23 protein-coding genes are annotated in these 23,013 nt (G+C 32.9%); 11 read left to right on the top strand and 12 right to left on the bottom strand.

All coding sequences use genetic code 11. The features are described from left to right. Positions 1-59: 59 nt before the first annotated feature. Entirely contained in the window at positions 60-305 is a 246-nt protein-coding gene (locus tag AABL87_RS11410; protein WP_006261282.1) for a VF530 family protein, read from the top strand. An 87-nt stretch (positions 306-392) separates the two neighbouring features. Here the strand turns inward: AABL87_RS11410 and AABL87_RS11405 are convergent, their stop codons facing one another. The 3 genes from AABL87_RS11405 to AABL87_RS11395 all read right to left on the bottom strand — a co-directional run bounded on the left by AABL87_RS11405 (position 393) and on the right by AABL87_RS11395 (position 3,059). Then, on the bottom strand, positions 393-647 hold the full coding sequence (locus AABL87_RS11405) for a hypothetical protein (RefSeq protein ID WP_006260392.1): 255 nt from the start codon (positions 645-647) through the stop codon (positions 393-395). A 59-nt stretch (positions 648-706) separates the two neighbouring features. Next, positions 707-1,057: a hypothetical protein gene (locus AABL87_RS11400; protein WP_230456736.1), complete on the bottom strand. Its 351-nt coding sequence runs from the start codon at positions 1,055-1,057 to the stop codon at positions 707-709. A 316-nt stretch (positions 1,058-1,373) separates the two neighbouring features. After that, positions 1,374-3,059, bottom strand: a complete 1,686-nt coding sequence (locus tag AABL87_RS11395) for a tetratricopeptide repeat protein (protein ID WP_341277366.1) — start codon at positions 3,057-3,059, stop codon at positions 1,374-1,376. Positions 3,060-3,193: 134 nt separating this feature from the next. On the opposite strand from AABL87_RS11395, the gene AABL87_RS11390 reads away from it, so the two are divergent. The 3 genes from AABL87_RS11390 to AABL87_RS11380 all read left to right on the top strand — a co-directional run bounded on the left by AABL87_RS11390 (position 3,194) and on the right by AABL87_RS11380 (position 6,400). Beyond that, positions 3,194-3,493, top strand: a complete 300-nt coding sequence (locus AABL87_RS11390) for an ArsR/SmtB family transcription factor (protein WP_006260167.1) — start codon at positions 3,194-3,196, stop codon at positions 3,491-3,493. Positions 3,494-3,570: 77 nt separating this feature from the next. Continuing rightward, entirely contained in the window at positions 3,571-4,536 is a 966-nt protein-coding gene (locus AABL87_RS11385) for an LLM class oxidoreductase (protein WP_006261285.1), read from the top strand. A gap of 676 nt (positions 4,537-5,212) precedes the next feature. Beyond that, positions 5,213-6,400, top strand: a complete 1,188-nt coding sequence (locus AABL87_RS11380) for a calcium:proton antiporter (protein WP_006261286.1) — start codon at positions 5,213-5,215, stop codon at positions 6,398-6,400. A 321-nt stretch (positions 6,401-6,721) separates the two neighbouring features. On the opposite strand, the gene AABL87_RS11375 is transcribed toward AABL87_RS11380, so the two are convergent. Genes AABL87_RS11375 through AABL87_RS11360 form a run of 4 tightly spaced genes read right to left on the bottom strand, consistent with a single transcriptional unit; the run spans position 6,722 to position 13,304 of the window. Then, complete coding sequence (locus AABL87_RS11375; protein WP_341277365.1) at positions 6,722-7,471, bottom strand: endonuclease/exonuclease/phosphatase family protein; 750 nt, start codon at positions 7,469-7,471, stop codon at positions 6,722-6,724. Then, positions 7,426-8,307: an endonuclease/exonuclease/phosphatase family protein gene (locus AABL87_RS11370; RefSeq protein ID WP_341277364.1), complete on the bottom strand. Its 882-nt coding sequence runs from the start codon at positions 8,305-8,307 to the stop codon at positions 7,426-7,428. Before AABL87_RS11370 ends, AABL87_RS11375 begins: the two co-directional genes overlap by 46 nt. Beyond that, positions 8,301-10,037 (bottom strand): RagB/SusD family nutrient uptake outer membrane protein, encoded by a 1,737-nt coding sequence (locus AABL87_RS11365; RefSeq protein ID WP_006260162.1) that lies wholly within the window; start codon positions 10,035-10,037, stop codon positions 8,301-8,303. The genes AABL87_RS11370 and AABL87_RS11365 overlap by 7 nt, the downstream gene beginning before the upstream one ends. A gap of 9 nt (positions 10,038-10,046) precedes the next feature. Continuing rightward, positions 10,047-13,304: a SusC/RagA family TonB-linked outer membrane protein gene (locus tag AABL87_RS11360; RefSeq protein ID WP_006260161.1), complete on the bottom strand. Its 3,258-nt coding sequence runs from the start codon at positions 13,302-13,304 to the stop codon at positions 10,047-10,049. A gap of 706 nt (positions 13,305-14,010) precedes the next feature. On the opposite strand from AABL87_RS11360, the gene AABL87_RS11355 reads away from it, so the two are divergent. The 5 genes from AABL87_RS11355 to AABL87_RS11335 all read left to right on the top strand — a co-directional run bounded on the left by AABL87_RS11355 (position 14,011) and on the right by AABL87_RS11335 (position 18,193). After that, positions 14,011-14,853 (top strand): substrate-binding domain-containing protein, encoded by an 843-nt coding sequence (locus AABL87_RS11355; RefSeq protein WP_006260160.1) that lies wholly within the window; start codon positions 14,011-14,013, stop codon positions 14,851-14,853. Between the two features lies 1 nt (position 14,854). Beyond that, positions 14,855-15,745, top strand: a complete 891-nt coding sequence (gene pstC / locus AABL87_RS11350; RefSeq protein WP_006260159.1) for a phosphate ABC transporter permease subunit PstC — start codon at positions 14,855-14,857, stop codon at positions 15,743-15,745. Then, positions 15,735-16,592: a phosphate ABC transporter permease PstA gene (gene pstA, locus AABL87_RS11345; RefSeq protein WP_006265368.1), complete on the top strand. Its 858-nt coding sequence runs from the start codon at positions 15,735-15,737 to the stop codon at positions 16,590-16,592. Before pstC ends, pstA begins: the two co-directional genes overlap by 11 nt. Next, on the top strand, positions 16,582-17,328 hold the full coding sequence (gene pstB, locus AABL87_RS11340) for a phosphate ABC transporter ATP-binding protein PstB (RefSeq protein WP_006260157.1): 747 nt from the start codon (positions 16,582-16,584) through the stop codon (positions 17,326-17,328). Before pstA ends, pstB begins: the two co-directional genes overlap by 11 nt. A gap of 316 nt (positions 17,329-17,644) precedes the next feature. Next, the gene (locus tag AABL87_RS11335; protein ID WP_341277363.1) at positions 17,645-18,193 is read left to right on the top strand and encodes a GNAT family N-acetyltransferase; all 549 of its coding nucleotides are present in this window, start codon (positions 17,645-17,647) and stop codon (positions 18,191-18,193) included. Between the two features lie 3 nt (positions 18,194-18,196). Here the strand turns inward: AABL87_RS11335 and AABL87_RS11330 are convergent, their stop codons facing one another. Both AABL87_RS11330 and AABL87_RS11325 read right to left on the bottom strand, forming a co-directional pair. Next, positions 18,197-18,802 carry a hypothetical protein gene (locus tag AABL87_RS11330; RefSeq protein WP_341277362.1) on the bottom strand — a complete coding sequence of 202 codons (606 nt, stop codon included), beginning with the start codon at positions 18,800-18,802 and terminating at the stop codon, positions 18,197-18,199. A 20-nt stretch (positions 18,803-18,822) separates the two neighbouring features. Further along, positions 18,823-19,443 carry a hypothetical protein gene (locus AABL87_RS11325; protein WP_341277361.1) on the bottom strand — a complete coding sequence of 207 codons (621 nt, stop codon included), beginning with the start codon at positions 19,441-19,443 and terminating at the stop codon, positions 18,823-18,825. A gap of 234 nt (positions 19,444-19,677) precedes the next feature. Here AABL87_RS11325 and AABL87_RS11320 point away from each other — a divergent pair, with 234 nt between their 5' ends. Next, entirely contained in the window at positions 19,678-20,361 is a 684-nt protein-coding gene (locus tag AABL87_RS11320; protein ID WP_341277360.1) for a CPBP family intramembrane glutamic endopeptidase, read from the top strand. Here the strand turns inward: AABL87_RS11320 and AABL87_RS11315 are convergent. After that, positions 20,351-20,599: a hypothetical protein gene (locus tag AABL87_RS11315; protein ID WP_341277359.1), complete on the bottom strand. Its 249-nt coding sequence runs from the start codon at positions 20,597-20,599 to the stop codon at positions 20,351-20,353. The two genes, AABL87_RS11320 and AABL87_RS11315, sit on opposite strands and share 11 nt — an antisense overlap. Positions 20,600-20,776: 177 nt before the next feature. Between AABL87_RS11315 and AABL87_RS11310 the strand changes: the two genes are divergently transcribed. After that, the gene (locus AABL87_RS11310; protein WP_341277358.1) at positions 20,777-21,460 is read left to right on the top strand and encodes a CPBP family intramembrane glutamic endopeptidase; all 684 of its coding nucleotides are present in this window, start codon (positions 20,777-20,779) and stop codon (positions 21,458-21,460) included. Here AABL87_RS11310 and AABL87_RS11305 read toward each other — a convergent pair. Together AABL87_RS11305 and AABL87_RS11300 are read right to left on the bottom strand one after the other, a co-directional pair. Next, a complete protein-coding gene (locus tag AABL87_RS11305) occupies positions 21,450-22,139 on the bottom strand; it encodes a hypothetical protein (RefSeq protein ID WP_341277357.1) in 690 nt (229 codons plus the stop codon). The genes AABL87_RS11310 and AABL87_RS11305 overlap by 11 nt on opposite strands. A 180-nt stretch (positions 22,140-22,319) precedes the next feature. Beyond that, a complete protein-coding gene (locus AABL87_RS11300; RefSeq protein WP_006265373.1) occupies positions 22,320-22,874 on the bottom strand; it encodes a lipocalin family protein in 555 nt (184 codons plus the stop codon). Positions 22,875-23,013 lie beyond the last annotated feature (139 nt).

Genomic DNA, 23,013 nt, shown 5'->3' with positions numbered 1-23,013 from the left:
ATAACTTCCTTAATAACATCAATATAGAATCAATAATCTTTGTTTAAAATACACGATATATGCAAATATCAAAAGACCCATTACACGGAAAGAAATTAGTCGATATTCTAGAAGAATTAGTAGAATACTATAACGGATTTGAGGAGTTAGGCAATCAGATTAATATCAGATGCTTCACTCATGACCCAAGTATTAACTCTTCTTTAAAATTCTTAAGAAAAACTCCTTGGGCTAGAGATAAAGTCGAAAGCCTTTACTTATATGTTCTACGTCAAAAAGCAAAACAACAAAAATCAGAAGAGTAAATCCTACTTTACTTCGGTTTTTCAATATAGTTTAATTAAATATCAAAGGTTAGCTCTTACAAGCTAACCTTTAATATTTAGTAGTATCTAAAAACTAATTACGTAGTATTTTTTTCTCTTTTTACGCAGAAGATAATCATATTGATATTTAACATAAGGCTTTATTTTATAACCTTCTTCTATTAATCGACTCTGAACAGTATCAGAAAGATTATCTATCAGTAATGATTTCTGACCTTTACTAGCGCTATGGTGCAATTTCTCAATAATATCATTGTATTGTTCTAATGTAACATTAAAAGCAATTTCTTTTAGTGTTTCTGGGGTAATTGGTTTATTCATATTTTAAATTGTGAGGATAAGGTGAAATGAGATAAGAGATTTTTTATAAATCTCTTATATTATAGACTAAACGAATATCTTAACTTAATACCGATATAATAGTCTTTTAAGTTTATGTCTTTATACTTTTCTTGTGTCCATATACTGTGATATTCAAGTGGATTATCATAATTGCTTACATGGCTAATTGGTTTATCTATTCTCTTATTATCATTAACTGTTCCACTCCAGCCTGTCCATGGATAGTTAACTATATTAAAAGTACTAGTATGTGAAATAATATTAAAGGTGACCCCATTATCAGTAAAACTACTGGAACCAGGTGATTCTGTTTCAAAAGCTTCAGTACTCGTCTGCGCGAAGAGCATCGGGCTAAAAATTAGAAAGAATAAGAGTAGAAATTTCTTCATAATGTGGTGTGTTAGAATTATACGATATTCCAACCACACTTAACAATAACAAATTGAAGACAAATACAATTTATTAAGGCGACTAGAGAAATTAAAATCTCTACAATATGCTATTCATTGAGTGTGGCGAAATTCAAAAATTAGCTTCAGTAGGTAAAAGTATTATAAGTAGGTAAATTCTAGTGTTTAAAGGGGGTGGACAATAGGGTGGACAAAAAACAACCATCCTTAAAATGAAGCCTTTAACACATACAAAAAAAGCATTACCTATACAGGTAATGCTTTTAAAAATTGTATTTTATTTACTTCGGTTAGACTACTCTTTACTAAATAAAGCAGAGTAATCATCTTCATATTTTTTCTTTAATCGCTGTTTTGCTTTTTTAACTGCATCAATAGTTACACCTAGAATATTTGCAGTTTCTTGATTAGTCAATTCCATTTTTTGCAACAACACAATACGTAGATTAGACTCGGTCAAGTCAGGAAACTGAGTAATAATTTCATTAAAATAGACTGCTTGTTCTTCTCTAAAGGTTTCTTTAAATAAAACCCAATTCTCCTCTGTCATCAGATGAGAACGAAGTAATTCTTCTATAGCAGGACGCTTTTCCTTGAAGATCTCCTTAGAAGAGTGAGAAGCCTTATTTAACTCATGTTCTAATTTTGCTATTTGTGCGGTTTTTTCACTTAGATATACTTGATAAGATGCTAATGATGCTTTCGTCTCTTTTAACTTATTCTCTGAATTTATTTTAGATAACTGAAAATCCAATAGCTTCCCTTCATAAGCATATTTTTGAAGCTTTAGAATTCGTTTAGAAAAGAAGTACACCATACACAAGATAAGCGTCAGAAGAACAGTGGTACTCAGCAAGAGTAGTCGTTGATATCTCACTCTTTCTGAGAAGCTTTTTTCCGCCTCTAGCTCCCAGTTTACTCTCTCAAGATTAGTATTCCAATTAATTTTATTAATGACCTCTTCTCCTTCCCTAGCTTCTATCACACTGTCTATTTGATCTAACTCCCTTCTATAAAAGAGCTCTTCTGTGTCTATCCTACGAGCCTTAGCGATATCGAGTAAATAAGATATAATTTCTCTTTCAAAGCCTGCTAAGTAGCTTTTAGTTTTAGTAATCTCATAAGAGTTTTTTAAAACTTCTTCTGCAAGATCATATTGCTTGCGATCCATGTATAGTTTCCCCAATTGTATCTGACTATACATTAGATTCCTCTCTTCACCTAATTGTTGACTAATTCCTATATCCTTTTTCAGGTATAACTCTGCTTTCTCTATGTCTCCTTGTTTTTGATAAACTGACGCTATACCTCCTAAACTTTTAGCGTATCTAAGGGTGTCCTTATACGATAAGGATGTTTCTTTTGCCAATTCATAGTAATGCATGGATTGATCTAGACTATCTACTTTAGAATATACTGTTCCTAAGCCCCATAAAACAGCACTGTTATTTAGCTGCTCCTTTTCCCCTTCTTCCAAAGCTTTTCTATAATAAATGAGAGCGCTCTCATTCATATTCATAGTCTCAAAGAAATAAGCTGTACGCAACAAAATATTTTTTGCTTGTACATCTAATACAACACTTTTATTCTCTAAAGTTTTAGCAATCTTGATAAAATAAGGAGAAGCTTCGTAATAATAGTTATAAGAATAATAATAGAACCCAACCTCACTATACACCCATTCCTTCAATGCTACATTAGAAGACTTTTCTACCATAGATACACTTTCTAAAAAAAGTGAAGTAGTAATATCATTAATACTATCAGTTACCTCTAAATGGGATAATCCCTTAAGAATATTTCCAATCACCTTGCGCTCTGCAATATTTCCAATATCGTCTACCTCAACAGTACCTGTCTTATAGTACTCATTGATTAAAATGTCGTATTGCTGATTATCTAAATGCTTAGTGTCTGTACAAGCAACTATAAATAGAAATAGAAATAGAAATAGAAAGAAAGTAAATAGTTTGGTGGTCATTACATCTCATTTTGTACAAAAATAATCCTATTTATCACAATACAAATCAATTCATTAAGATATAGTGCAAACAAATACTTTATTAATTCAAATATTTTCATTTCCTTTGTATCGTAAATTCCCGATATATAGAAATGACTGAACTATTTAAAGCTTTATCAAACGAACACAGAGTACAAATCCTAAAATGGCTTAAGACTCCACACGATTTCTTTGAACTAGAAGACATCGAACCTGAAGTACACGAGTTTGGGGTATGCATGAGTGTTATCCAAAAAAAAGCAGGTCTTTCTCAATCTACCACCTCAGCTTATTTAACGAATATGGTAAATATTGGACTACTTACTTCTACTAGAAATGGACAATGGACTTACTATAAACGCAATGAAGATAAAATTGCTGAGTTAGCCAATTATATTCAAAACACTCTATAACAATACTATACAATTCAATCATTAAAGTATTATATTACAACATATCTATAATTCTAGATATCTAAATACCTATAACAATGAATAGCATTTTTAAAAAACACAAGACTTTCAATAAGGTCTTCACACCAGGAAAACTATCCTTGGGTATATTTTTACCTTTACAGGTATATGATAATAATATCAATATTTTTAATCAACACCTAAAGTATATACAGCAGATAGACACTAGCGGTTTCGCAGCTTTATGGGTTAGAGACATACCTGTGTATGATCCCAGTTTTAGAGATGTAGGACAAGTATATGATCCTCTTTCTTATCTAGCATATATAGCAGGTCAGACTACAAATATTGCCCTTGGTACAGCGAGTATAGTATTGCCCTTACACCACCCTATTTCATTGGCAAAGACGACAGCATCTATAGATCAGCTTTCTAATGGTCGCTTATTGCTAGGTGTTGGATCTGGCGATCGCTATGCTGAGTTTCCTGCTTTTAATAAATCTTTTGAAAGAAGGGGAGAATTATTCCGAGAAGTTCTTCAGGATATGCAAACCTTACATACTACAGACTCTCCTAAAATAAACTCTAGTATTACACAAATGCAAAACCTAGACTTAGTCCCTAAACCTCTGCATAAGCATATTCCTACATTAGTAACAGGTGCTAGTCAACAGTCATTAGATTGGATTGCTACTCATGCTGATGGTTGGATTACTTATCCAGGGCCTACTACCACGAATGAAGATACCTTACATCTAGAACAAAAAATAAAAGCTTTTAGAGATTTAATTCCCATTGGAAAATTTAAACCGCATATGACAAATGAATGGATAGAGCTAGATGAAGATCCTCACTATCCTAGAACTCCATTAAGAGGAGGTTTTGTTCTCAAAACAGGTAGATTAGGACTTATAGAGCTTTTACATAAATGGCAAGAAATAGGTGTAAATCATGCTGCTATAGGTATACAGTTTGGAAAACGAGATATAGGAGAAACTCTTGATGAATTGGCTAAGGAAGTACTACCTTATTTTAACTACTAGTATCGTAGTTAACACCATTTACCTTTTATAATGTGTACTAAGCATAGAAATTATAAAGTAGCTACCTTCTCGTAACTACTTTATAATTCGATCTATTTCACAGATAGTAAGATCGTTTTATATAAATTATTTATCTTCTTCTAGCCTATTTACTATAACCATTTCTTTCAATAAATTACTTTAACGAATCGGTTTGAGTCCGTAGTGAGTCCGTTATGAGTCCGTAGTGAGTCCGTTTTTTTGCACAAAATAACGGACTGATTATGAACTTACCCTTTAGTAAACAAACATTCATCTGCAATGAGTAGTAAAGTATTTTCAAAATTTGATAGATACTAACTAATATAGCATACAAGCTTTATAAGAAGCCACACCTATATCATCATAGCAAAAAAAGAAGTACCCTTACACTCTAAAAGCATTTCACTTTTAACCCAAATTCCGAGATAGACATATAGACGAAAAGTAATTATACAAAATAGCTCTGAATTAGTGAGTAAAGCATACTACAGTATGGTTTTAGAACTAATGAAAGAGATGTGAAGTAGAATTGCTTTGTAGTATTTGGCTAATGTGGAATCTGGGTTTAACATATCAACTACTTTTTTTTATCAAATGATAAATTATTAAATTTATAGAGATGATAATTTTGACCTGTTAAAAAACGAGATTGATTATGACACAAGACAATGTAAACAAAGGGTTATCCTTAGCGAGTATTTTTCCAACGAAAACAAGAATTAGATTAGCTGTAGTATGGTTGATTGTCATCTTATTTATGTTATTCGGAAGTTCTATTACTGGAGATAGCCTATCCCCCCTATTAGCTACTAGTATTTTCTTGATCTTACTGTTTACGATAGTAGGTGCAGCTTTTGGTGTTGTAAAAGAAGCGGATGAACTCGCTCATAAATTAGGTGAGCCTTTCGGAACATTGATTCTTACTCTTTCGATTGTATCAATAGAGGTAATTTTAATTTCTGCCGTAATGTTAGGCCCTGGAGAAAACCCAACTATTGGAAAGGATTCGATCTTCTCTGTAATGATGATCATTATGAATCTAGTAATAGGACTGTGTATTCTATTAGGTGGGCTAAAGTATGGTGAGCAAGAGTATAATGCACAGGGAACAATGTCTTATCTAGCAATGATCATCATGTTAGGAGGTATCGGGTTAATGTTACCTAACTTCATTCAAGGTGCTGGTGGAGGGATGTTTAGTGATACACAGGCTATTGTCTTGGCTGTATTTATTATTATTCTCTATGCTGTATTCTTATTCTTTCAGATGAAAGGATATAGACATCTCTATGTACAACCTCAAAAAGGGTCAATGGAAATTCCATATAAAGATAGAGGCATTGCAGATATTCAGTCTACAGATGAGCACCAAACTTCTACAGGAAATAAAGGTGAAATATGGATACGTTCTATTATCCTAATCGGGATGATATTACCTATCGTGCTTCTTTCTCATAATATGGCTGTGGTAGTAGACTACGGGATTAAAGCCGCTAACCTCCCTACTCTATTAGGAGGTGTGTTAGTTGCTATCATCGTGTTCACCCCAGAGTCAATGACTGCTGTAAAAGCAGCATTAAACAATGAGTTTCAACGCGCTATCAACCTGTGCCATGGTGCATTCGTTTCTACAGTAGGATTAACTGTGCCTTCTGTACTAATCATTGGATTAATTACGGGCAAAACAGTATTGTTTGGAATGACTAGTACAGAGACTATTCTATTCGTGATCACCCTATTATTAAGTTTAATGACTTTCTTAGGCAAACGTACTACTCCTATCATGGGTATTATGCACTTAGTATTATTTGCTGTATTTACACTGCTTATTTTCTATCCATAATAACGTATTTCTTGTCAAAAAATCATTGGTGGAAAGACTAATCTAGATTCTACAGTAGCTTATTCTACAAGGAGATTCTATATAATCACTTCTGCATTAGTTCATAGACAATACTCTAATATGTTTTTATCACTAATTCATACCTATTGTGTATACTTACTTTTTGCTGATAGGTTTACTGACAGATTCTGGACTAAATTAAGGAAGCTAAGCTAATTGGTTCGAGCAAAGTTATTACTTATTTAAGCAACCTTAATTTAATAAAAAAACACTCCTTATGCTTATAAGGAGTGTTTTTGTTTGTGATTATACTAAAGTTCTTTATAAAGTAATATCACTAATCATTAAGTTATGATCTGATAATGCATTCATCTGATAAGTATCTTGACGAATGATTTTTATTGTACTATTAATTGATCTAATCATAAAATCTATTTTCTTATCGCTTTTATAAGCTGGAATAGTCATCTGATTCATAAATCGGCTATCTAAATCAAAAGTCGTTTTAAGTTGTTCTACTGATTTAGAATTTATTTCTGCATTAAGATCCCCTGTCAGAAAATCAAAAGCAGACTCTCTTTGTAATTCTGCTATGCGTTTCGTTTGTAATAGACGACTTTGTTCATTAGAGCTAGACAGATGAGTTGTTCCTATATTTATCATTTGTGCTTCACCTAAATCTATTTTACATACTAATAAACCTCGTTGTTCTTCCTTGTTATCTACAAAAGGTAACTTATAGAAATGTTGTTCTACAATAGGAAATTTAGACAGGATAGCAATGCCGTAATCGCCCCCTTCATAATCTATTGTCTTACCAAAAGCATAAAACATTTCTGTTTTTTCTGCTAAAACTTTTACTTGATTTAAATATTGACCTGAGCGCATAGTATGTACATCTACTTCTTGTAAAGTAACGATATCTACTTCGTCTCTTAAGATTACAGCAGCTAATGAATTAAGATCTATCTTATGATAGCTATCATAAGCTGCTGCAAAATGATGTACATTGTAATTAAGAACTCTTACTTCGCTTTTTTTTTTGATGCTTTGGTAGTTGATTCTACCCATCTAAACTCTGTGAAGACTGGATAATGGTCAGAAGCAAATAAAGGTCCTCGCTGAATATCTAGCTCTCTATACTTAATAGGAGCTAAGTCAAACCCTCTCAAGAAAATATAATCAATTCTACTTGATTTAGGAGCTTCTATTTTCCAAGCATTGTGCGTATAACCTAATTCTGAACGATACATTGCTGCATCTCTAGTATCGACAAACTTTGATTCTATTATCTTCTGATAAGGTAAGTCTGTTGGAGGTAAATTAAAATCACCTGTGAATACCACTGTTTCTCCTTTAGTGATTTTAGCTAATTCCTGATTAATAACTTCAACACTTCGTTGACGAGCCTCTTTACCCCTATGATCAAAATGGGTGTTTAGATGGATAAATGTTTTTCCTGACTTTTTATCTTCAAAACGAGCCCATGTAGCTATACGAGGTAAAGAAGAATCCCAAGACTTAACTCCCTTTTCATAAGGTGTTTCTGATAACCAAAATGTTCCATTTTCTAAAACTTTAAACCTATCCTTTAGGTAAAAGATAGGACTGTACTCTCCTTTCGTTTCCCCTTCTCTTCCTTCTCCTACATAGTCATATTGTGGAAGTAAATTTTCTAAATCGACTAACTGGTTATGAAGTACTTCTTGCATACCAACAATATCCACATCATTAAAAAAGACAACTTCTGCAACCCATTCTTTTCGATTGCTCCATTGATTTATACCATCATTAGGAGTATCCATCCTAATGTTAAAAGTCATTGCCTTTAAAGTCTGAGGCTCTTTCTCTTGAGCAAAAATACTAGTCCCTATAAATAGGACGCTTAGTAATATAGATCTTACCATCCTGGATTTTGTTTTAAATTCGTATTTAACTGAAGTTCTTGTATAGGTAGAGGGTATAAATAGTCTTTATTCTCATTCCATGTTCTATTCTTATTATTAGGAAATGGATCTATACTATTATTTTGATTTAAATGAATATCAGATCCTAGTTTAGCATAATAGACTCCTTGTACATTTTCTGTTGGTCTAGATCCTTCGTATAGATAAATATCTGTCTTACCATTGTTGTCCAAATCATATTTACCTGGGCCATTAAAATACATTCCTTCAATATTCTGAACTAACTTTTGTCCTTCTTTCCAACGTACAATATCATCCCATCTATGATCTTCCATAAATAACTCTATGCGTCTCTCTCGTCTTAATTCTAATAGTAATCCTTTATTAGCTCCGTTTACATTTACATATTGTTTAGCTAAATAAGCATCCGGTTTTGCATTTGCTTCTGCCATTACCATATCAGGCATTCCGACACGCTTTCTAAGCATATTTATAGATAGATCTAAATCACTCTGATCAATAATTCCTAATTCTGCTTTTGCTTCCGCATATACTAATAAAACCTCGGCAAATCTAAATAGTGGCAAATCAACAATAGATGCATTATTCGTATCGTACTGTGCTTCTGCGACATATTTAATTAACTGATAACCTGTAGTAGCTGCAGAAAAATCAGGTGTTAGCTGAATAGTGCTTCCAATTCTGGTATAACCAGGAGTACGTATAGTCTGACTCAATCTCAAGTCTCTATCTTTTACTTCTTCTTGGAATAACATCTTATTATAATCTGAACGATCTGTAAAACGGCTACCATCTTTCATTAAGTAACTATTAATCAAATCTTTTGGCATAGATGGTCTACCATACGAAGCTGCTACTGTATAGTAATTCACATTATGACGAACATTCAGTTCTGTAGAAAACTCTCTAGCAAGAATAATCTCATCACCAATAGCCTTATGAGAAGCAAATAAATTCTGATAATCTTTATCTGGATTTCCTGTAGAGAAAACTTTATAACCAGATTCTTTTATTAATACTTCTGCTGCTTGATAAGCTTGTTCTAAATAAGTCTCATATCCAGGTAAGCCTCTATACTTCATATAGGTTCCTTCATATAAGCCTATACGCGCTTTTAAGGCAAGAGCAGTCCATTTAGATACTCTATATACATCTTTAGTAGAACGCATATTCTCGATTGCGTAATCTAAATCTTTCAACATATTATCTACCACTAGCTTACGTGGATCACGTGGCTTTTGTAAAGCGGCCTCATCCTCTGCCGTTAATAAATAATCATACCATGGCACATCTCCAAAACGCGTCACTTTTTCGAAGTAAAAATAAGCTCTAAAGAATCTCGCTACTCCTCCATAATGTTTAATAAGAGCCTCGTCTCCTACCTTTTCAAAATTGACTAGGAAATAGTTAATATCTCTCAAATTATTCCATGACCATCCGCCTCCAGATGGAGGTACGACTCTCCCTCCTCTCATTTCATCAGATAAAATATTTTGAATAATATTATCGGTTCTATAATCACCATTATATATAGAGGTAGTTGGAAACATTCTGTAAAAAGAATTAGTAAAAAGAATTAAGTCACTTTCTTTTTTAAAGAAGTTCTCACTTGTCACAGACGATATCGGATCTCTCTCTAAGAAATCTTCACTACAAGAACCCAAAAATCCTGCTGCCAAGAGTATGGCAAGTATTTTATATCTTTTCATATTAATTGTTTAGAAATTAAGTTGTACCCCAAAAGAGATAATTTTGGAGAATGGAAAACTTTGTGCATTAGTGCGCTTACGAGCAGAGTTTGGACTATTAAAGTCAAAAGAATTACTAGCTGCTTCAGGATCGATATAATCCGTTAAATTAGTAAATGTAAACAGGTTCTCTCCACTCACATAAATTCTTACTTTATCCATCTTTACTCTCTTTACTAGATCCTGTGGAAGAGAATATCCTAATGTAATATTCTTTAGACGTAAATAAGAAATATCTTGTAAGTAACGATCATTCTGTACACCTAACTGTCTATTACTTCCTAATGATGTATATCCTACTAGACGTGGAAAATAGGCATCTGTATTCTCTGGAGTCCAAATATCATTCGCTAAATCTTGACGAATAAATGAATTATAAGGTCTGTTATAAGGTCCCCAGAACATTCTACTATCCGTATCAGGATACCAATCTTGTTTTCCTACTCCTTGGAAGAATGCAGAAAAATCAATTCCTTTCCAATCAAATGCTAAACGGAAATTATACTGATACCTAGGAGCTGTATTTCCGATCTTACGCATATCTCCATGATTTTCTAAAGTATTTGCTCCTTCACTTACTATACCATCTCCATTTAAATCCTTAAACATAACATCTCCAGGTTGTAGTCCTCCATTAGCTATGATATGAGCAGATACACGAGATTGATCTGCATGATTAGCGATTTGCTCTGGACTAGAGAACAATCCTTCTACTGAATATCCCCAAATCTCTCCTAATTCCATACCTACATAATAATCTGTCAGTAACCCTGTAGGGTTATCAAAGCGCGTAATCTTGGTCTTAGAATCAGATAAACCTGCTGATACAGAATAATTAAAATCACTACCTGCTAATTTAAACGAATCATTATATCCCAAAGAGACTTCAAATCCTTTAGTTCTTAGATCAGCGGCATTTTCGCGTGGAGATTCTGTTCCTAATACACCTGGTAGTGTTCTACCTTTGGTTAACATCCCATCTATGTCCTTTTGAAAATAATCAAAACTAACATTCAGTTTATTTTGGAAAAAACCTAGATCAAAACCGATATCTGAAGTAGCTACTGTCTCCCAAGTAATGTCTCTCGGGTTTAAAGAAGGTGCTTGCATATACTCTAACAATGCTCCATCTAATGCATACCCCTTATCAATAGCTTTATTCAATGTTGGAATATAAGCATAAGCACCTATAGCTTGGTTACCTAACTCTCCATAAGAAGCACGTATCTTAAATTGGTTCCAAAAACCGAATGTGCGTTTAAAGAAAGGTTCATTCGCAACATTCCATCCCAAAGAAACAGAGGGAAAGAATTGCCATCTCTGTTCACTAGGGAATTTAGACGTCGCATCATATCGACCATTAAGCTCTAAAAGATACTTCCCTGCATAATCATAAGAGAATCGATAAAAATACCCTCTTAAAGCCCATTCATAAGCACTACCAACTACAGTAGGATTAGAAGATCCTAAACCTAGATTATCTAAATCATCAGAAATTAGGTTCTGAATACTCATGATTCTATTATCATTTTTAAAATATTCTTGGTTATATCCTGCCATGAAATCAAAATTATGATCTCCAAAGTCTAAACGATATTGTCCATAAATATTTAGAGCATTGTAATCCTCTATGGTCTCATTTACATTCAATTTATTCTCTCCAAAGTATTGGATCTGATTTGGAAGAATAGAATATGGAATTAAAGTAGAACGTTCGTTAATATCTCTAGTATTCTTCTTGTAAGCATAACTAGCGTGAACGTCTAAGTTTTTGAGTGGTTTAAAATGAAATGCATTAATCGTAGAAAATTCATCTCTTACAGCAGTTCTATTTGACTTACCATGTAGTAAAGACGCAAAATATCCATCTCCGATAGTGTAATTATTCAACTCAGTACGCCATAGCGCTCCTCCATCAGGATTCACTGGAACATAAGAAGGCAAAGCGTGTACCAACATTTCACTTGTCCATGGATCTCTCCATCCATATTGTGTTCCTCCATGTACTAAATCAGAAGATTTAAAATACTGATTGTTCGTACTAAAACTAATCCAATCATTAATTTTAATATCAAATTTAGCTCGTAAGTTATTTTTCTTATACTTATCATCCTGTACTTTCAATAATCCATCCGCAGAATAGTTTCTATACGAAAAATAACCTTTGACCTTTTCGCTTCCTCCAGAAATACTGATATCATTGATATAAGAATATCGCGTATCCTTCCAGAAGTAATTCCACCAATCTGTACTACCATAATGTACATATTGATCACGACCATTTCTATTTTGGATTTCAACACGAGCTAATGCAGGATTCTCTGAGACTGCTTTTAATTGTTCATAATCGTATTCGTTATACCCTGTATAACTTCGCCCACTACCTGTAATAAAAGCTTGGTCAACAATCTTAGCCGCTAAATAAGGATCAGTTACAAAGTCCGTATTTTGCGTTTGAGAAAGTATATTCATCGTAGAGTTAACACTTACCTTTATTTCTCCTACACCTGGGTTCTTTGTTTTAACAAGCACTACCCCAAAGGCACCTCTAGCACCATATACTGCAGCGGCACCAGCATCCTTTAATACACTTATGCTTTCGATATCATCTGGATTGATATTAGAAAGGCTTCCTTCTACTCCATCAATTAATACTAACGGTCCACCTCCATTAACAGAGTTAAATCCCCTAATATTAATATTCGCTTCAGCATCTTCTTTACCACTTGAATTGGTAATGTTTAAACCTGGTGTAGTTCCTTGTAAAGCAGACACAGCGTTAGAAAGAGGCCTGTTTTTTAAAGCTCTAGTATCTACTTCTGTTACAGAGGTAGTAATATTCTGCTTCTTTTTGTCTCCATAACCAATAGCCACAAGAGTGATGTCTTCTAAATGTGTGTTGAATTGGTCATTCTTTACTGTAATTACCCCATTGGCATAATTCACTGTATACCCCGTCTGCATAGCGATTACTTCTAGTATATCCTGAAGTCTAGCAGCCTTGCCTTCATAGGCGATTAAAGGAGTCTCTTTTAAAGTAGAATCCTCAATGTTCACCTTAGCAGCAACTTTGCTCGCTAATTCTGTTACTACTTTTCCTAAAGTCTCATCCTGTTCTATGACAATAGAAATAAGAGGAGAACTTACTGGTGGTTTACTTTCTTGAGCGACAAGAAAACCTGAATAAAATAGGAATGCTATGTAGCAACAGACCTTAAATTTCTTCATAATTACAAATGTTTAGTTTTTATGTTCTAAACGTACTGCCAATCATTCTTTAGCTTGCATTGTAAAGAATTAAATAAACATTAAGTAATTACTACAAAACAACAATCCCTTAATCTATTTAAAACAATAAGATAACAATAGTAAAATGCCTATAAACTTAAATAAATCAAATATCACCTTAGGATTATTTCTTTTAAACTCTTTAAAAACATAACATTCAAATAGAGCATTATACTTTAACAAATAGTTGTATTTTCACTAATTAAATCAGTGTATTTATAAAGTAAATTATTGTGTTAAAGATGGTTCTCATTTTAAGTAAATAGATAAACCTTATGTCATGAAAGAGAATTAGAACTTTACTTCTATTTTATTGAAGATGCTTTCTTAAGTAATAGTGTAGGATTTGTAAAGGAATAAAGTGGGATTCTATTTACCTATGTTTAACCTTCCTTAAATATTAACCTTATAGTAACATTAAAAAGTTTAATCAATACTGCAATTTCATTGCGCAAAATGAGAAAGTCCCTAAAAAATTATTAACTTTCAATATTTACCCCTATCATTAATAAGAGATAACTGATTTTTTGTCACATCTGTTATATTATTAATAAATAACCCTCCTTAACCCTTTGATAACATACCAGTAACCTATAGGTCACAATCACAGAGGTACTTTGTCTCAATGAAAAAACACTATTTATCTATGAGAAAAAGTCTAGTTATTTTTTCTTCTTTATTATTACTTTCCTGTGGAGACAAGGATCATTCTATCAAGATGAAAGGTTCTGACACAGAGGTAAATTTAGCAGTAAACCTAGCAGAGAAATACACTCTAATAGATTCTGACTTTAGTATTGCTATTTCTGGTGGTGGTTCAGGTATTGGTATTACCTCTTTACTAAATGGTCAAGCTGACATCGCTAATTCTTCTCGCCCTTTATCAGACAAAGAGATTGCACAGTTCGAAAACAAGAATATAAAGCTTCGTACTGTCATATTTGCTGAAGATGCTACTGCCTTTGTAGTACATAAGGATCTACCTATAGAAGAAATAGATCTTGAAACTTTAGCTAAAATAATGAAAGGAGAAATCACCAATTGGAAAGAACTTACTTCTGTAGACTTACCTATTAATATCTATGGACGTCAGAGTAGCTCAGGTACACACTCCTTTATTAAGAAGAAGCTAAAGATAGAGTTTTCTAATGCAGCTAAAGAAATGACAGGAAATGCTCAAATCTTAGAAGGTATAAAAACGGACAAATCTGGGATAGGCTATGTAGGTGCAGGTTATATCTCTCACGAGACAGCTACTAATCCTACTGTAAAGATATTGAGTATTAAAGAAACTCCTACTTCACAAGCTTATTCTCCTATAGACTCCAATGCAATCAATAACAGTCTATACTTCTTCCAGAGACCACTGTATCAGTTCATCTTAGAAGATTCGTGGGAAAAGGTAAAACCATTCATTGACTTTGAAAACGGTGAGATCGGAAAACAACTGATCAAAGAACACGGTTATTATATAATAGAACGACCATAATATGAAATATAACGTTAGAATAGGATTAGATGTTACTTTTAAATACATCTTTAAAGCGACTGGTCTTTTAGTGCTTTGTTTATTAGGAGGAATATTAGCCATGTTAATATACAATTCTATTTCCTTCTTTATGGATGTAAAGCCCCTTGATTTTATCACAGGGATGGAATGGAATCCTACAGCAAAGAACCCTGTATATGGAATGCTACCTCTTATACTAAGTACTACCATAGTAACCTTAGGAGCGATGCTTATCGCTATTCCTCTAGGAATTGGTACAGCTGCATTTATATCTGAATACGCTGGTACACGACTAAAGAATATTTTAAAACCAGCTATAGAAATGTTAGCTGCAGTTCCTTCAGTAGTTATTGGTTTCTTAGGAATCGTAGTGGTAAGCCCTGGCTTAGCTGATATGGCAGGTTTGCCTAATGGCCTTAATGCCCTAAATGGAGCTATCTTACTAGCGATAATGGCACTACCTACTATTATTACGATTGCAGAAGATGCTATACATGCAGTACCAAAAACATATAAAGAAGCAAGCTATGGTGTAGGCGCTACTAAATGGCAGACTCTTCGCAAAGTAATCCTTCCCGCAGCAGCTCCAGGTATTATCTCGGCAGTCATGTTAGGAGTAGGTAGAGCCATCGGAGAGACCATGACTGTACTAATGGCAACAGGTAATGCGGCGTTAATACCTACTGGATTCTTTGATTCTGTAAAAACAATGACGGCGACTATCGCTATCGAAATGGGAGAAGTTCCTTATCAAACTACACACTACTATGGGTTATACGCTCTAGCGACAGTCTTGTTCTTCATGACACTTATCGCAAACCTAGTAGGAGAATATTTTATAAATAGATTAAGAAAATACCATGCAGCATAATAAACTAAAACTATCCTCTATCGTAGAATGGGGAACATTAGTAGGAACTACTCTTATCGTGTGCTTTTTCCTTGTTGTAATCATCCTAGAGATTGTGACAAAGGGAATAGGAAGTTTGTCTTGGGAGTTTATCTCTACTATTCCTAAAGAAGGAATGACTAAAGGAGGTATTCTTACACCGATTATAGGTACAGTGCTTATTACCCTTATCACGGCTTTATTCAGTATTCCATTCGGTGTATTCTGTGCGATCTACTTAAATGAATATGCAGAAAACAACTGGCTGACTAGAACGATTAGAGCAGCTATACGTAATTTATCAGGTGTTCCTTCTATTATCTATGGACTATTCGGATTAGCCTTATTTGTTCAAACATTATCTCTAGGAACTTCTTTACTAGCTGCTGGATTAACATTAGGACTATTATCACTTCCATATATTATCACAACTACAGAAGAGGCATTAATGCAAATACCAAATAGTACAAGAGAAGCAGCACTAGCAGTCGGAGCTACTAAATTTGAGACTATTAAAGATGTAGTGATTCCTTCTGCAGTACCAGGTATTCTAACAGGTGTAGTATTAACCCTATCAAGAGCAGCAGGAGAGACAGCTCCCATCTTATTCACAGGAGCTGCGTTTTATATCAGTGATACGAATGGATACCTAAACCAGGAGTTTATGGCTCTGCCTTATCACTTATATATGCTATCGACGCAACATCAGTCAATAGAAGAAGTAAGACCTATTGCTTATGGAACAGCATTAGTGTTGATTATCGTAGTGTTCCTATTAAACTTAAGCGCATTTTATATCCGTTATAAATTCAGAAAAAATGAAAACTAAATTATCTGCTGAGAACTTAAATATTAGCTTTGGAAGCAAACAAGTTTTAAAAAATGTAAGTGTAGAATTCGAAGAAAATAAAATAACTGCCCTTATCGGACCTTCTGGTTGTGGTAAGAGTACTTTACTAAGAAGCTTTAACCGTATGCACGACTTAGTTCCATATGCTAAAATAAATGGAACTATCAAGTTAGAAGATATGGATATCTATTCTAAGACTATACCTGTAACAGAGATTAGAAAGCGCATCGGGATGGTATTCCAAAAAGCGAATCCCTTTCCGAAAAGCATCTATGACAATATTGCTTATGGTCTAAAGATTAATAATCTACCTCATGATAAAAGTGTAATCGAAAAAGCATTAACGGAAGCCTTCTTATGGGATGAAGTAAAAGATGATTTAAAGATGCCAGCTCATCGCTTATCAGGAGGACAACAACAACGTCTGTGTATAGCAAGAGCTGTAGCGCTTCGTCCAGAAGTAATCTTAATGGATGAACCGTGTTCTGCACTTGACCCTGTAAGTACAATTAAAATAGAAGAACTTATTCTTCATTTAAAAGAGAAATATACAATCGCTATTGTAACACATAATATGCAACAAGCACAGCGTATCGCTGATCAAACTTACTTTATGTATCTAGGTGAAGTAAAAGAAAGCGGTTTGACACAAGATATCTTTGAGAATCCTAAACACGAAATGACTAAGAATTATATCAACGGTGTTTTCGGATAAAAAATAAAAATGCCAAGTAGACCACTTACCTACTTCGTCATCAATAAGTCTGACTTATTAGAGTAAAAACGGATACCTTATAAGGTATTCGTTTTTTTATTATATATAACTAGACTCTTCCACATACCCTATATGAGGTGTACAAACTGTAAATCATTTATTTTTAAAAGAGTAGAAAAACCATTAGATATACTCTCTTTTCGAAAGGAAAAGTACAAAAAAGGAAAGTATATCTGTTCTATTATTAGAATATCTTAACGTTGTGTCTTATTCTACTTATTGCTATATTGTTATCTATATTCTAACTGACTTAAGTATGCTATTTACCCCTATAACGACTTCTTTAAAGAACAATAAACAAGTAACTATTCGCCTTGCAAGCTCAAATGATGCTAGTGCATTATTAGATCTTATCAAACAATACTTAGACACCTCAGAGTATATTCCTATTAACAGTAGTGATTTTAATAAGACTATAACTGAAATAGAAGCTTGGATTGAGAAACTCAATAGTACTGATAATTCTATAATGTTAGTGGCAGAACACAATGGACAATTAATAGGGAATTTAGATCTAACAGGGCAGCATAGAAAGACACTACAACATACAGCTGTATTAGGAATGGGAATATTACTAGAATGGAGAAATACAGGATTAGGAACAGCATTATTAAGTAGTGCTGTAGAATGGGCTAAAAGAAATAATACACTTGAGATACTTACATTAGATGTCTATACAGAGAATATAGCAGGAATAGCATTATACCGAAAACAAGGGTTTAAAGAATTAAGTATTATACCTAACTTTATTAAGGACAATGATAGGTACTATGATAATATGAGTATGTGGATAGCGTTGAGGTAGATACTATAGCCCTCCGTTTTCAATATACTTAAGGTTATACTCTTCTTTCATTGGAGTATTACCTAGCTCTTCATATAAATCTGCTAGCTCTTTGTAAATATAAAAAGAAGACACTCCTATCTCTTCACTAATTTTAAAAGCTTCTATGGCTTGATGAATACATTGTTCATCTCGATAAATATATCCTAAATCTTCAGCAATAGCTCCATAATGATTAGACTGTCGAAATCCTTCTTTTAAAACATCTATTCCTATTTTAGGATTCGTATGCACATAGTACAACTCATAATTTCCATAGCACTCACTAGCTACCGAAGGAAGATACTGACTACTACTCGTCTCAATACATTCTAATACTGTCAATTGACCTAATACATTGTTTTTAAGGACTATTTCACTTATTCTTTCAGGAAGTATCATTCCTACATATACTTCAGCTATACCAGTATTCGAAATCTCTAATCCTTTGACAAAAAAATCCCCTTCTGCATCTGGCAGTACAGCGTATTTAGTAGCTTCAACCTCCCACTCAAGTACATCTTCATTGTCTTGATTAACTATAACAAATACTTTTACCTCTGAATCAATATGTAATTCTCTTACTTTCATAATAAGTGGTTTTTATTCTATTATGGTCTATAAGGAATTTCATTAGGATTATCTTTAAAGTATTCCATAATAATTAGAAACTCTTTATCCGTCAGTAACAACGTTGATAAGTCGTGTCCTCCTGATATCAAGTAAAATCTCTCTTTTATAAAGTTAAACTTTAGTATAGCATTTACTTCCTTAAAGAAATTTCTTACTGAAGTATCCCAGATCAAGTCATTATCTAAATCATACTGTGTATATAAGTTAATTCTTTTATTGTTAATAATAATATCATGAGTATATTCATAATCATCTGCTACTTTTACCTCTAGTTCAAGAGCCCTTTTTCCAAGTATTGCATTTAATTGAGGAAGAAAGAAATCAAAGTTAAACTCTGCCATTTCCTCTGCATCAATATGAGCGAACTTATAGGTCTCATCATCGTGAATATAGAATGACTCGATAATATCTAACTCCAAGGAATCGATTAACTCAGGATTTGCATATTGAAGAAAACCATTCTCTATTAACTCGATTCCTAAGGGAGAAGGTTTAATGGATGGGGCTACTACCTTATTAGAGGTCCTACTTATCGTTCTAATCACGACACTTATAACCAACCATACTACTACACCATATAAAAGATAAGTATAATTCATTTTGAACCTATTTATTGTATAATATTTTATATGATTTGTCCCTTCATCGTTAATTGATCATTAGGACTATATTGCCCTAAACAGTTTATACTACTAAATAATAAGTAGATTAATAAAAAACAAACCCTCATATTAAAAATAGCCATACAATTCTTTCATTTACATTACTTTATAGAAAAAACTATCTCTATCTTAGTAAAGATAATGAAAAACACTACCAACTAAACAATTATTATGAAGATACAGAATAAACTTATCTATCCGATTCTATTATATTTTTTATTATATACTGTTATTACAGCTACCTATTTGTCATTAAGCTTTATAGGTAATACAGAGTATCAATCAGTACTAGCCTCTATTCCTTTAATTATTCTAAGTATCTTTTTTATCAAGAAACATACATTACCTATTCGCGTTTCTTTAAAACTAAACATAGACAGCAAGTCTAAGAAAAACCTAATCAAATACACTAGTCTGTTTGCTGTTATTTTTTTAGTAGTTAATAGTCTACAGATATTCTTATCAGATTCATCAGATATACATCATGAATACTTAGATCAGATTTGGTTCTTGATTTTAATATGTTTACCAATAAAGGCTTTAGGAGAAGAAGTTTTATACAGAGGGTTAATCCAAAATTACATTGATAAATACATCAAACCTTCTACTAAAAGTATCAGTCCAGGTAATATAATCACCGCTGTATTAATGACTATTGCGCACTTAGGCTTCTTTTATATTATGCCATTACCTAATGCCATACTAGCTTTTGTACTAGTATTCTTTGCCTCGCTTTTCTTTGGGTATCTTTCTAAAATCACCAATCGTAACATCTTATACTGTACTGTAATTCACACTTTCTTTAACTATATCCGTGTAGTTGTACAGTGCTTTTATATCTCCTTTATTCTTTAACCTTACTACCCCACTTCTCAGATGCTGAAATAACACTAAACCTAAGAGTAGTAAATTCATAATGAAAGTCCTTTCGCTCTCTTTCTTTCATCGCGTCTATATATAGTTCAAAAATATAATCTTTAGGGGACTGTTTTGACTCTTCTAAGAATTCATAATACTCCTGTACCGTCGTATATTGTACATAACAAAAAAATGGCAAGAAGAACAAAATTATATTAAACAATTGCCTGCTCATTTCGATATATATTTAAGGGATTTCATTAAGGGGATTTTTAAAGTATTCCAAATTAATAAAAAACAAACCCTCATATTAAAAATAGCCATACAATTCTTTCATTTACATTACTTTACAGAAAAAACTATCTCTATCTTAGTAAAGATAATGAAAAACACTACTAACTAAACAATTGTTATGAAGATACAGAATAAACTTATCTATCCGATTCTATTATATTTTTTAATATATGCTGTGGGTACGGTTACCTATTTGTCATTAAGCTTTATAGGTAATACAGAGTATCAATCAGTACTAGCCTCTGTGCCTTTAATTATTCTAAGTATCCTTTTTATCAAGAAACATACATTACCTATTCGCGTTTCTTTAAAACTAAACATAGACAGCAAGTCTAAGAAAAACCTAATCAAATACACTAGTCTGTTTGCTGTTATTTTTTTAGTAGTTAATAGTCTACAGATATTCTTATCAGATTCATCAGATATACATCATGAATACTTAGATCAGATTTGGTTCTTTATCCTGATATGTTTTCCAATAAAGGCTTTAGGAGAAGAGGTTTTATACAGAGGGCTAATCCAAAACTACATTGATAAATACATCAAACCTTCTACTAAGAGTATCAGTCCAGGTAACATCATCACGGCTGTACTAATGACTATTGCGCACTTAGGTTTCTTTTATATTATGCCTTTACCTAATGCTATTCTAGCTTTTATACAAGTATTCTTTGCCTCGCTTTTCTTTGGGTATATCTCTAAAATCACCAATCGTAACATCTTATATTGTACTATAATCCATATATTCTTGAACTACATCCATGTAGCTGTACAGTGCTTTTATATCTCCTTTATTGTTTAACCTTACTACTCCACATCTCAGATGCTGAAATAACACTAAACCTAAGAGTCGTAAATTCATAATGAAAGTCCTTTCGCTCTCTTTCTTTCATCGCGTCTATATGACGGTTAGGTTTATCTACTTTGCTGTGTCCCCTGACCATCTCTAACATATCTTTCTGTGTATTCCATAGAGAGAAAGTACAGACTGTATGTGGAAAACCAATAGAAGCTGTAGCAAATAGTACTCCTGGGTGATCACGAACCAACATCTCTACTGGTCTCCCCCATTTAATAAACCTTGGTATCTGTAAGAACTTCATCCTAGCCACTGTAACTGCTACAACTGAAGCGGATTGGTCTTCGCTAATAATCTCTAATTCCTCTGGTACAAACCCTGAAACATTTCCCCATTGTCTGATTAATTTTAACTTGAGATACTCTCCTTTTGCAAGTGTTCTACCAACCTTATTATGGGTTAAAAAATAATCTAATATACGTTCATCTTCCCATTGAGCAAATATAACTACATGCCTAAGTTTTAATCTGGATAGGGAAAAAATAGGAGAACCTAACACCATGCTAGACATTACTTCTATATGTAATAAACCTTTTTGTCTCTTTAATCTATATAAATTAAATAGCAATTTTAGTCTCATCCATAAAGATACTTTCACTAAGTGATAACTATATATAGTCATAGATTTAAACGTTTTATTACATTATCATTTGTACCCTACCTGTAATATAACGATATATATTTAAAAAAACATATCCTACAGTAAATAATGGTTAGATACTCACAACTGTGTTAATAATAAACGTAACTTACATATTCCTAAGCTATATCTATAAAGTCTCTTTAGAGAATACTCTTCTTATTATTTTAAATAGGGATTATTGTTCTTATCATGCTCTACCCATATAAGCTTGCTAGTATTATATCCAACTTCTTTAGCAATTTCTAAATACTTTACTTTCACATCTTCAGGCAAAGTTTTTTCTCTAGATAGAATCCATAAATAATCAAGATTCTTCCCTGCTATTAAAGCATATCGATAATCTTCATCTAAAGCAATGACATTATAACCAGAATAGAAAGGCCCAAAGAAACTAACTTTTAAAGCTGCTGTTCCTTTATCTTTTCTAAACTTTGCTACTCCTTTTGCTACAGACCACTCCTTCTCTACGTAATTATATCCACTATTAAGAACCTCTACATTCCCATCTTTATCTAGACTGTACTGAGCTGAAGTATTATTCAAATCTTTTTCAAATCGAAAGTCAAAACGCGCTATCTCATACCACGTTCCCAAATAACGGTCAACATCAAAATTAGTAACTGGCGTAGCTTTCTCTGGAATATCACTATTATTACACGATATTAAGAAGGTTGCACAAAAGAATAATAAACTGAAACGGATAAAGTAATTCATAATTAGTACATTTTGAGTTTTATCAAAAATAAAAAAACTACTTTTAATACAACTATATTATTTAGAATTATTTTAAACAACATTTATTATTGAATAAAAAGGTCTATCTATATTAAGTTTTCATTCCTTTTTAAAATTT

The organism is Myroides sp. C4067 (assembly GCF_038039665.1).
Lineage (GTDB): Bacteria > Bacteroidota > Bacteroidia > Flavobacteriales > Flavobacteriaceae > Flavobacterium > Flavobacterium odoratimimum.
The sequence above is the reverse complement of the archived record's forward strand: the minus strand, read 5'-3'. Positions and strand labels throughout refer to the sequence as shown.

Coding starts and splice junctions, on each gene's coding strand:
- AABL87_RS11395 (WP_341277366.1), bottom strand. CDS start 3,059: ATGACCACCAAACTATTTACTTTCTTTCTATTTCTATTTCTATTTCTA.
- pstA (WP_006265368.1), top strand. CDS start 15,735: ATGCAGCATAATAAACTAAAACTATCCTCTATCGTAGAATGGGGAACA.
- AABL87_RS11300 (WP_006265373.1), bottom strand. CDS start 22,874: ATGAATTACTTTATCCGTTTCAGTTTATTATTCTTTTGTGCAACCTTC.
- AABL87_RS11335 (WP_341277363.1), top strand. CDS start 17,645: ATGCTATTTACCCCTATAACGACTTCTTTAAAGAACAATAAACAAGTA.
- AABL87_RS11365 (WP_006260162.1), bottom strand. CDS start 10,037: ATGAAAAGATATAAAATACTTGCCATACTCTTGGCAGCAGGATTTTTG.
- AABL87_RS11410 (WP_006261282.1), top strand. CDS start 60: ATGCAAATATCAAAAGACCCATTACACGGAAAGAAATTAGTCGATATT.
- AABL87_RS11405 (WP_006260392.1), bottom strand. CDS start 647: ATGAATAAACCAATTACCCCAGAAACACTAAAAGAAATTGCTTTTAAT.
- AABL87_RS11370 (WP_341277364.1), bottom strand. CDS start 8,307: ATGGTAAGATCTATATTACTAAGCGTCCTATTTATAGGGACTAGTATT.
- AABL87_RS11375 (WP_341277365.1), bottom strand. CDS start 7,471: ATGGGTAGAATCAACTACCAAAGCATCAAAAAAAAAAGCGAAGTAAGA.
- pstB (WP_006260157.1), top strand. CDS start 16,582: ATGAAAACTAAATTATCTGCTGAGAACTTAAATATTAGCTTTGGAAGC.
- AABL87_RS11385 (WP_006261285.1), top strand. CDS start 3,571: ATGAATAGCATTTTTAAAAAACACAAGACTTTCAATAAGGTCTTCACA.
- AABL87_RS11305 (WP_341277357.1), bottom strand. CDS start 22,139: ATGACTATATATAGTTATCACTTAGTGAAAGTATCTTTATGGATGAGA.
- AABL87_RS11315 (WP_341277359.1), bottom strand. CDS start 20,599: ATGAGCAGGCAATTGTTTAATATAATTTTGTTCTTCTTGCCATTTTTT.
- AABL87_RS11330 (WP_341277362.1), bottom strand. CDS start 18,802: ATGAAAGTAAGAGAATTACATATTGATTCAGAGGTAAAAGTATTTGTT.
- AABL87_RS11320 (WP_341277360.1), top strand. CDS start 19,678: ATGAAGATACAGAATAAACTTATCTATCCGATTCTATTATATTTTTTA.
- AABL87_RS11380 (WP_006261286.1), top strand. CDS start 5,213: ATGACACAAGACAATGTAAACAAAGGGTTATCCTTAGCGAGTATTTTT.
- AABL87_RS11400 (WP_230456736.1), bottom strand. CDS start 1,057: ATGAAGAAATTTCTACTCTTATTCTTTCTAATTTTTAGCCCGATGCTC.
- pstC (WP_006260159.1), top strand. CDS start 14,855: ATGAAATATAACGTTAGAATAGGATTAGATGTTACTTTTAAATACATC.
- AABL87_RS11390 (WP_006260167.1), top strand. CDS start 3,194: ATGACTGAACTATTTAAAGCTTTATCAAACGAACACAGAGTACAAATC.
- AABL87_RS11325 (WP_341277361.1), bottom strand. CDS start 19,443: ATGAATTATACTTATCTTTTATATGGTGTAGTAGTATGGTTGGTTATA.
- AABL87_RS11310 (WP_341277358.1), top strand. CDS start 20,777: ATGAAGATACAGAATAAACTTATCTATCCGATTCTATTATATTTTTTA.
- AABL87_RS11360 (WP_006260161.1), bottom strand. CDS start 13,304: ATGAAGAAATTTAAGGTCTGTTGCTACATAGCATTCCTATTTTATTCA.
- AABL87_RS11355 (WP_006260160.1), top strand. CDS start 14,011: ATGAGAAAAAGTCTAGTTATTTTTTCTTCTTTATTATTACTTTCCTGT.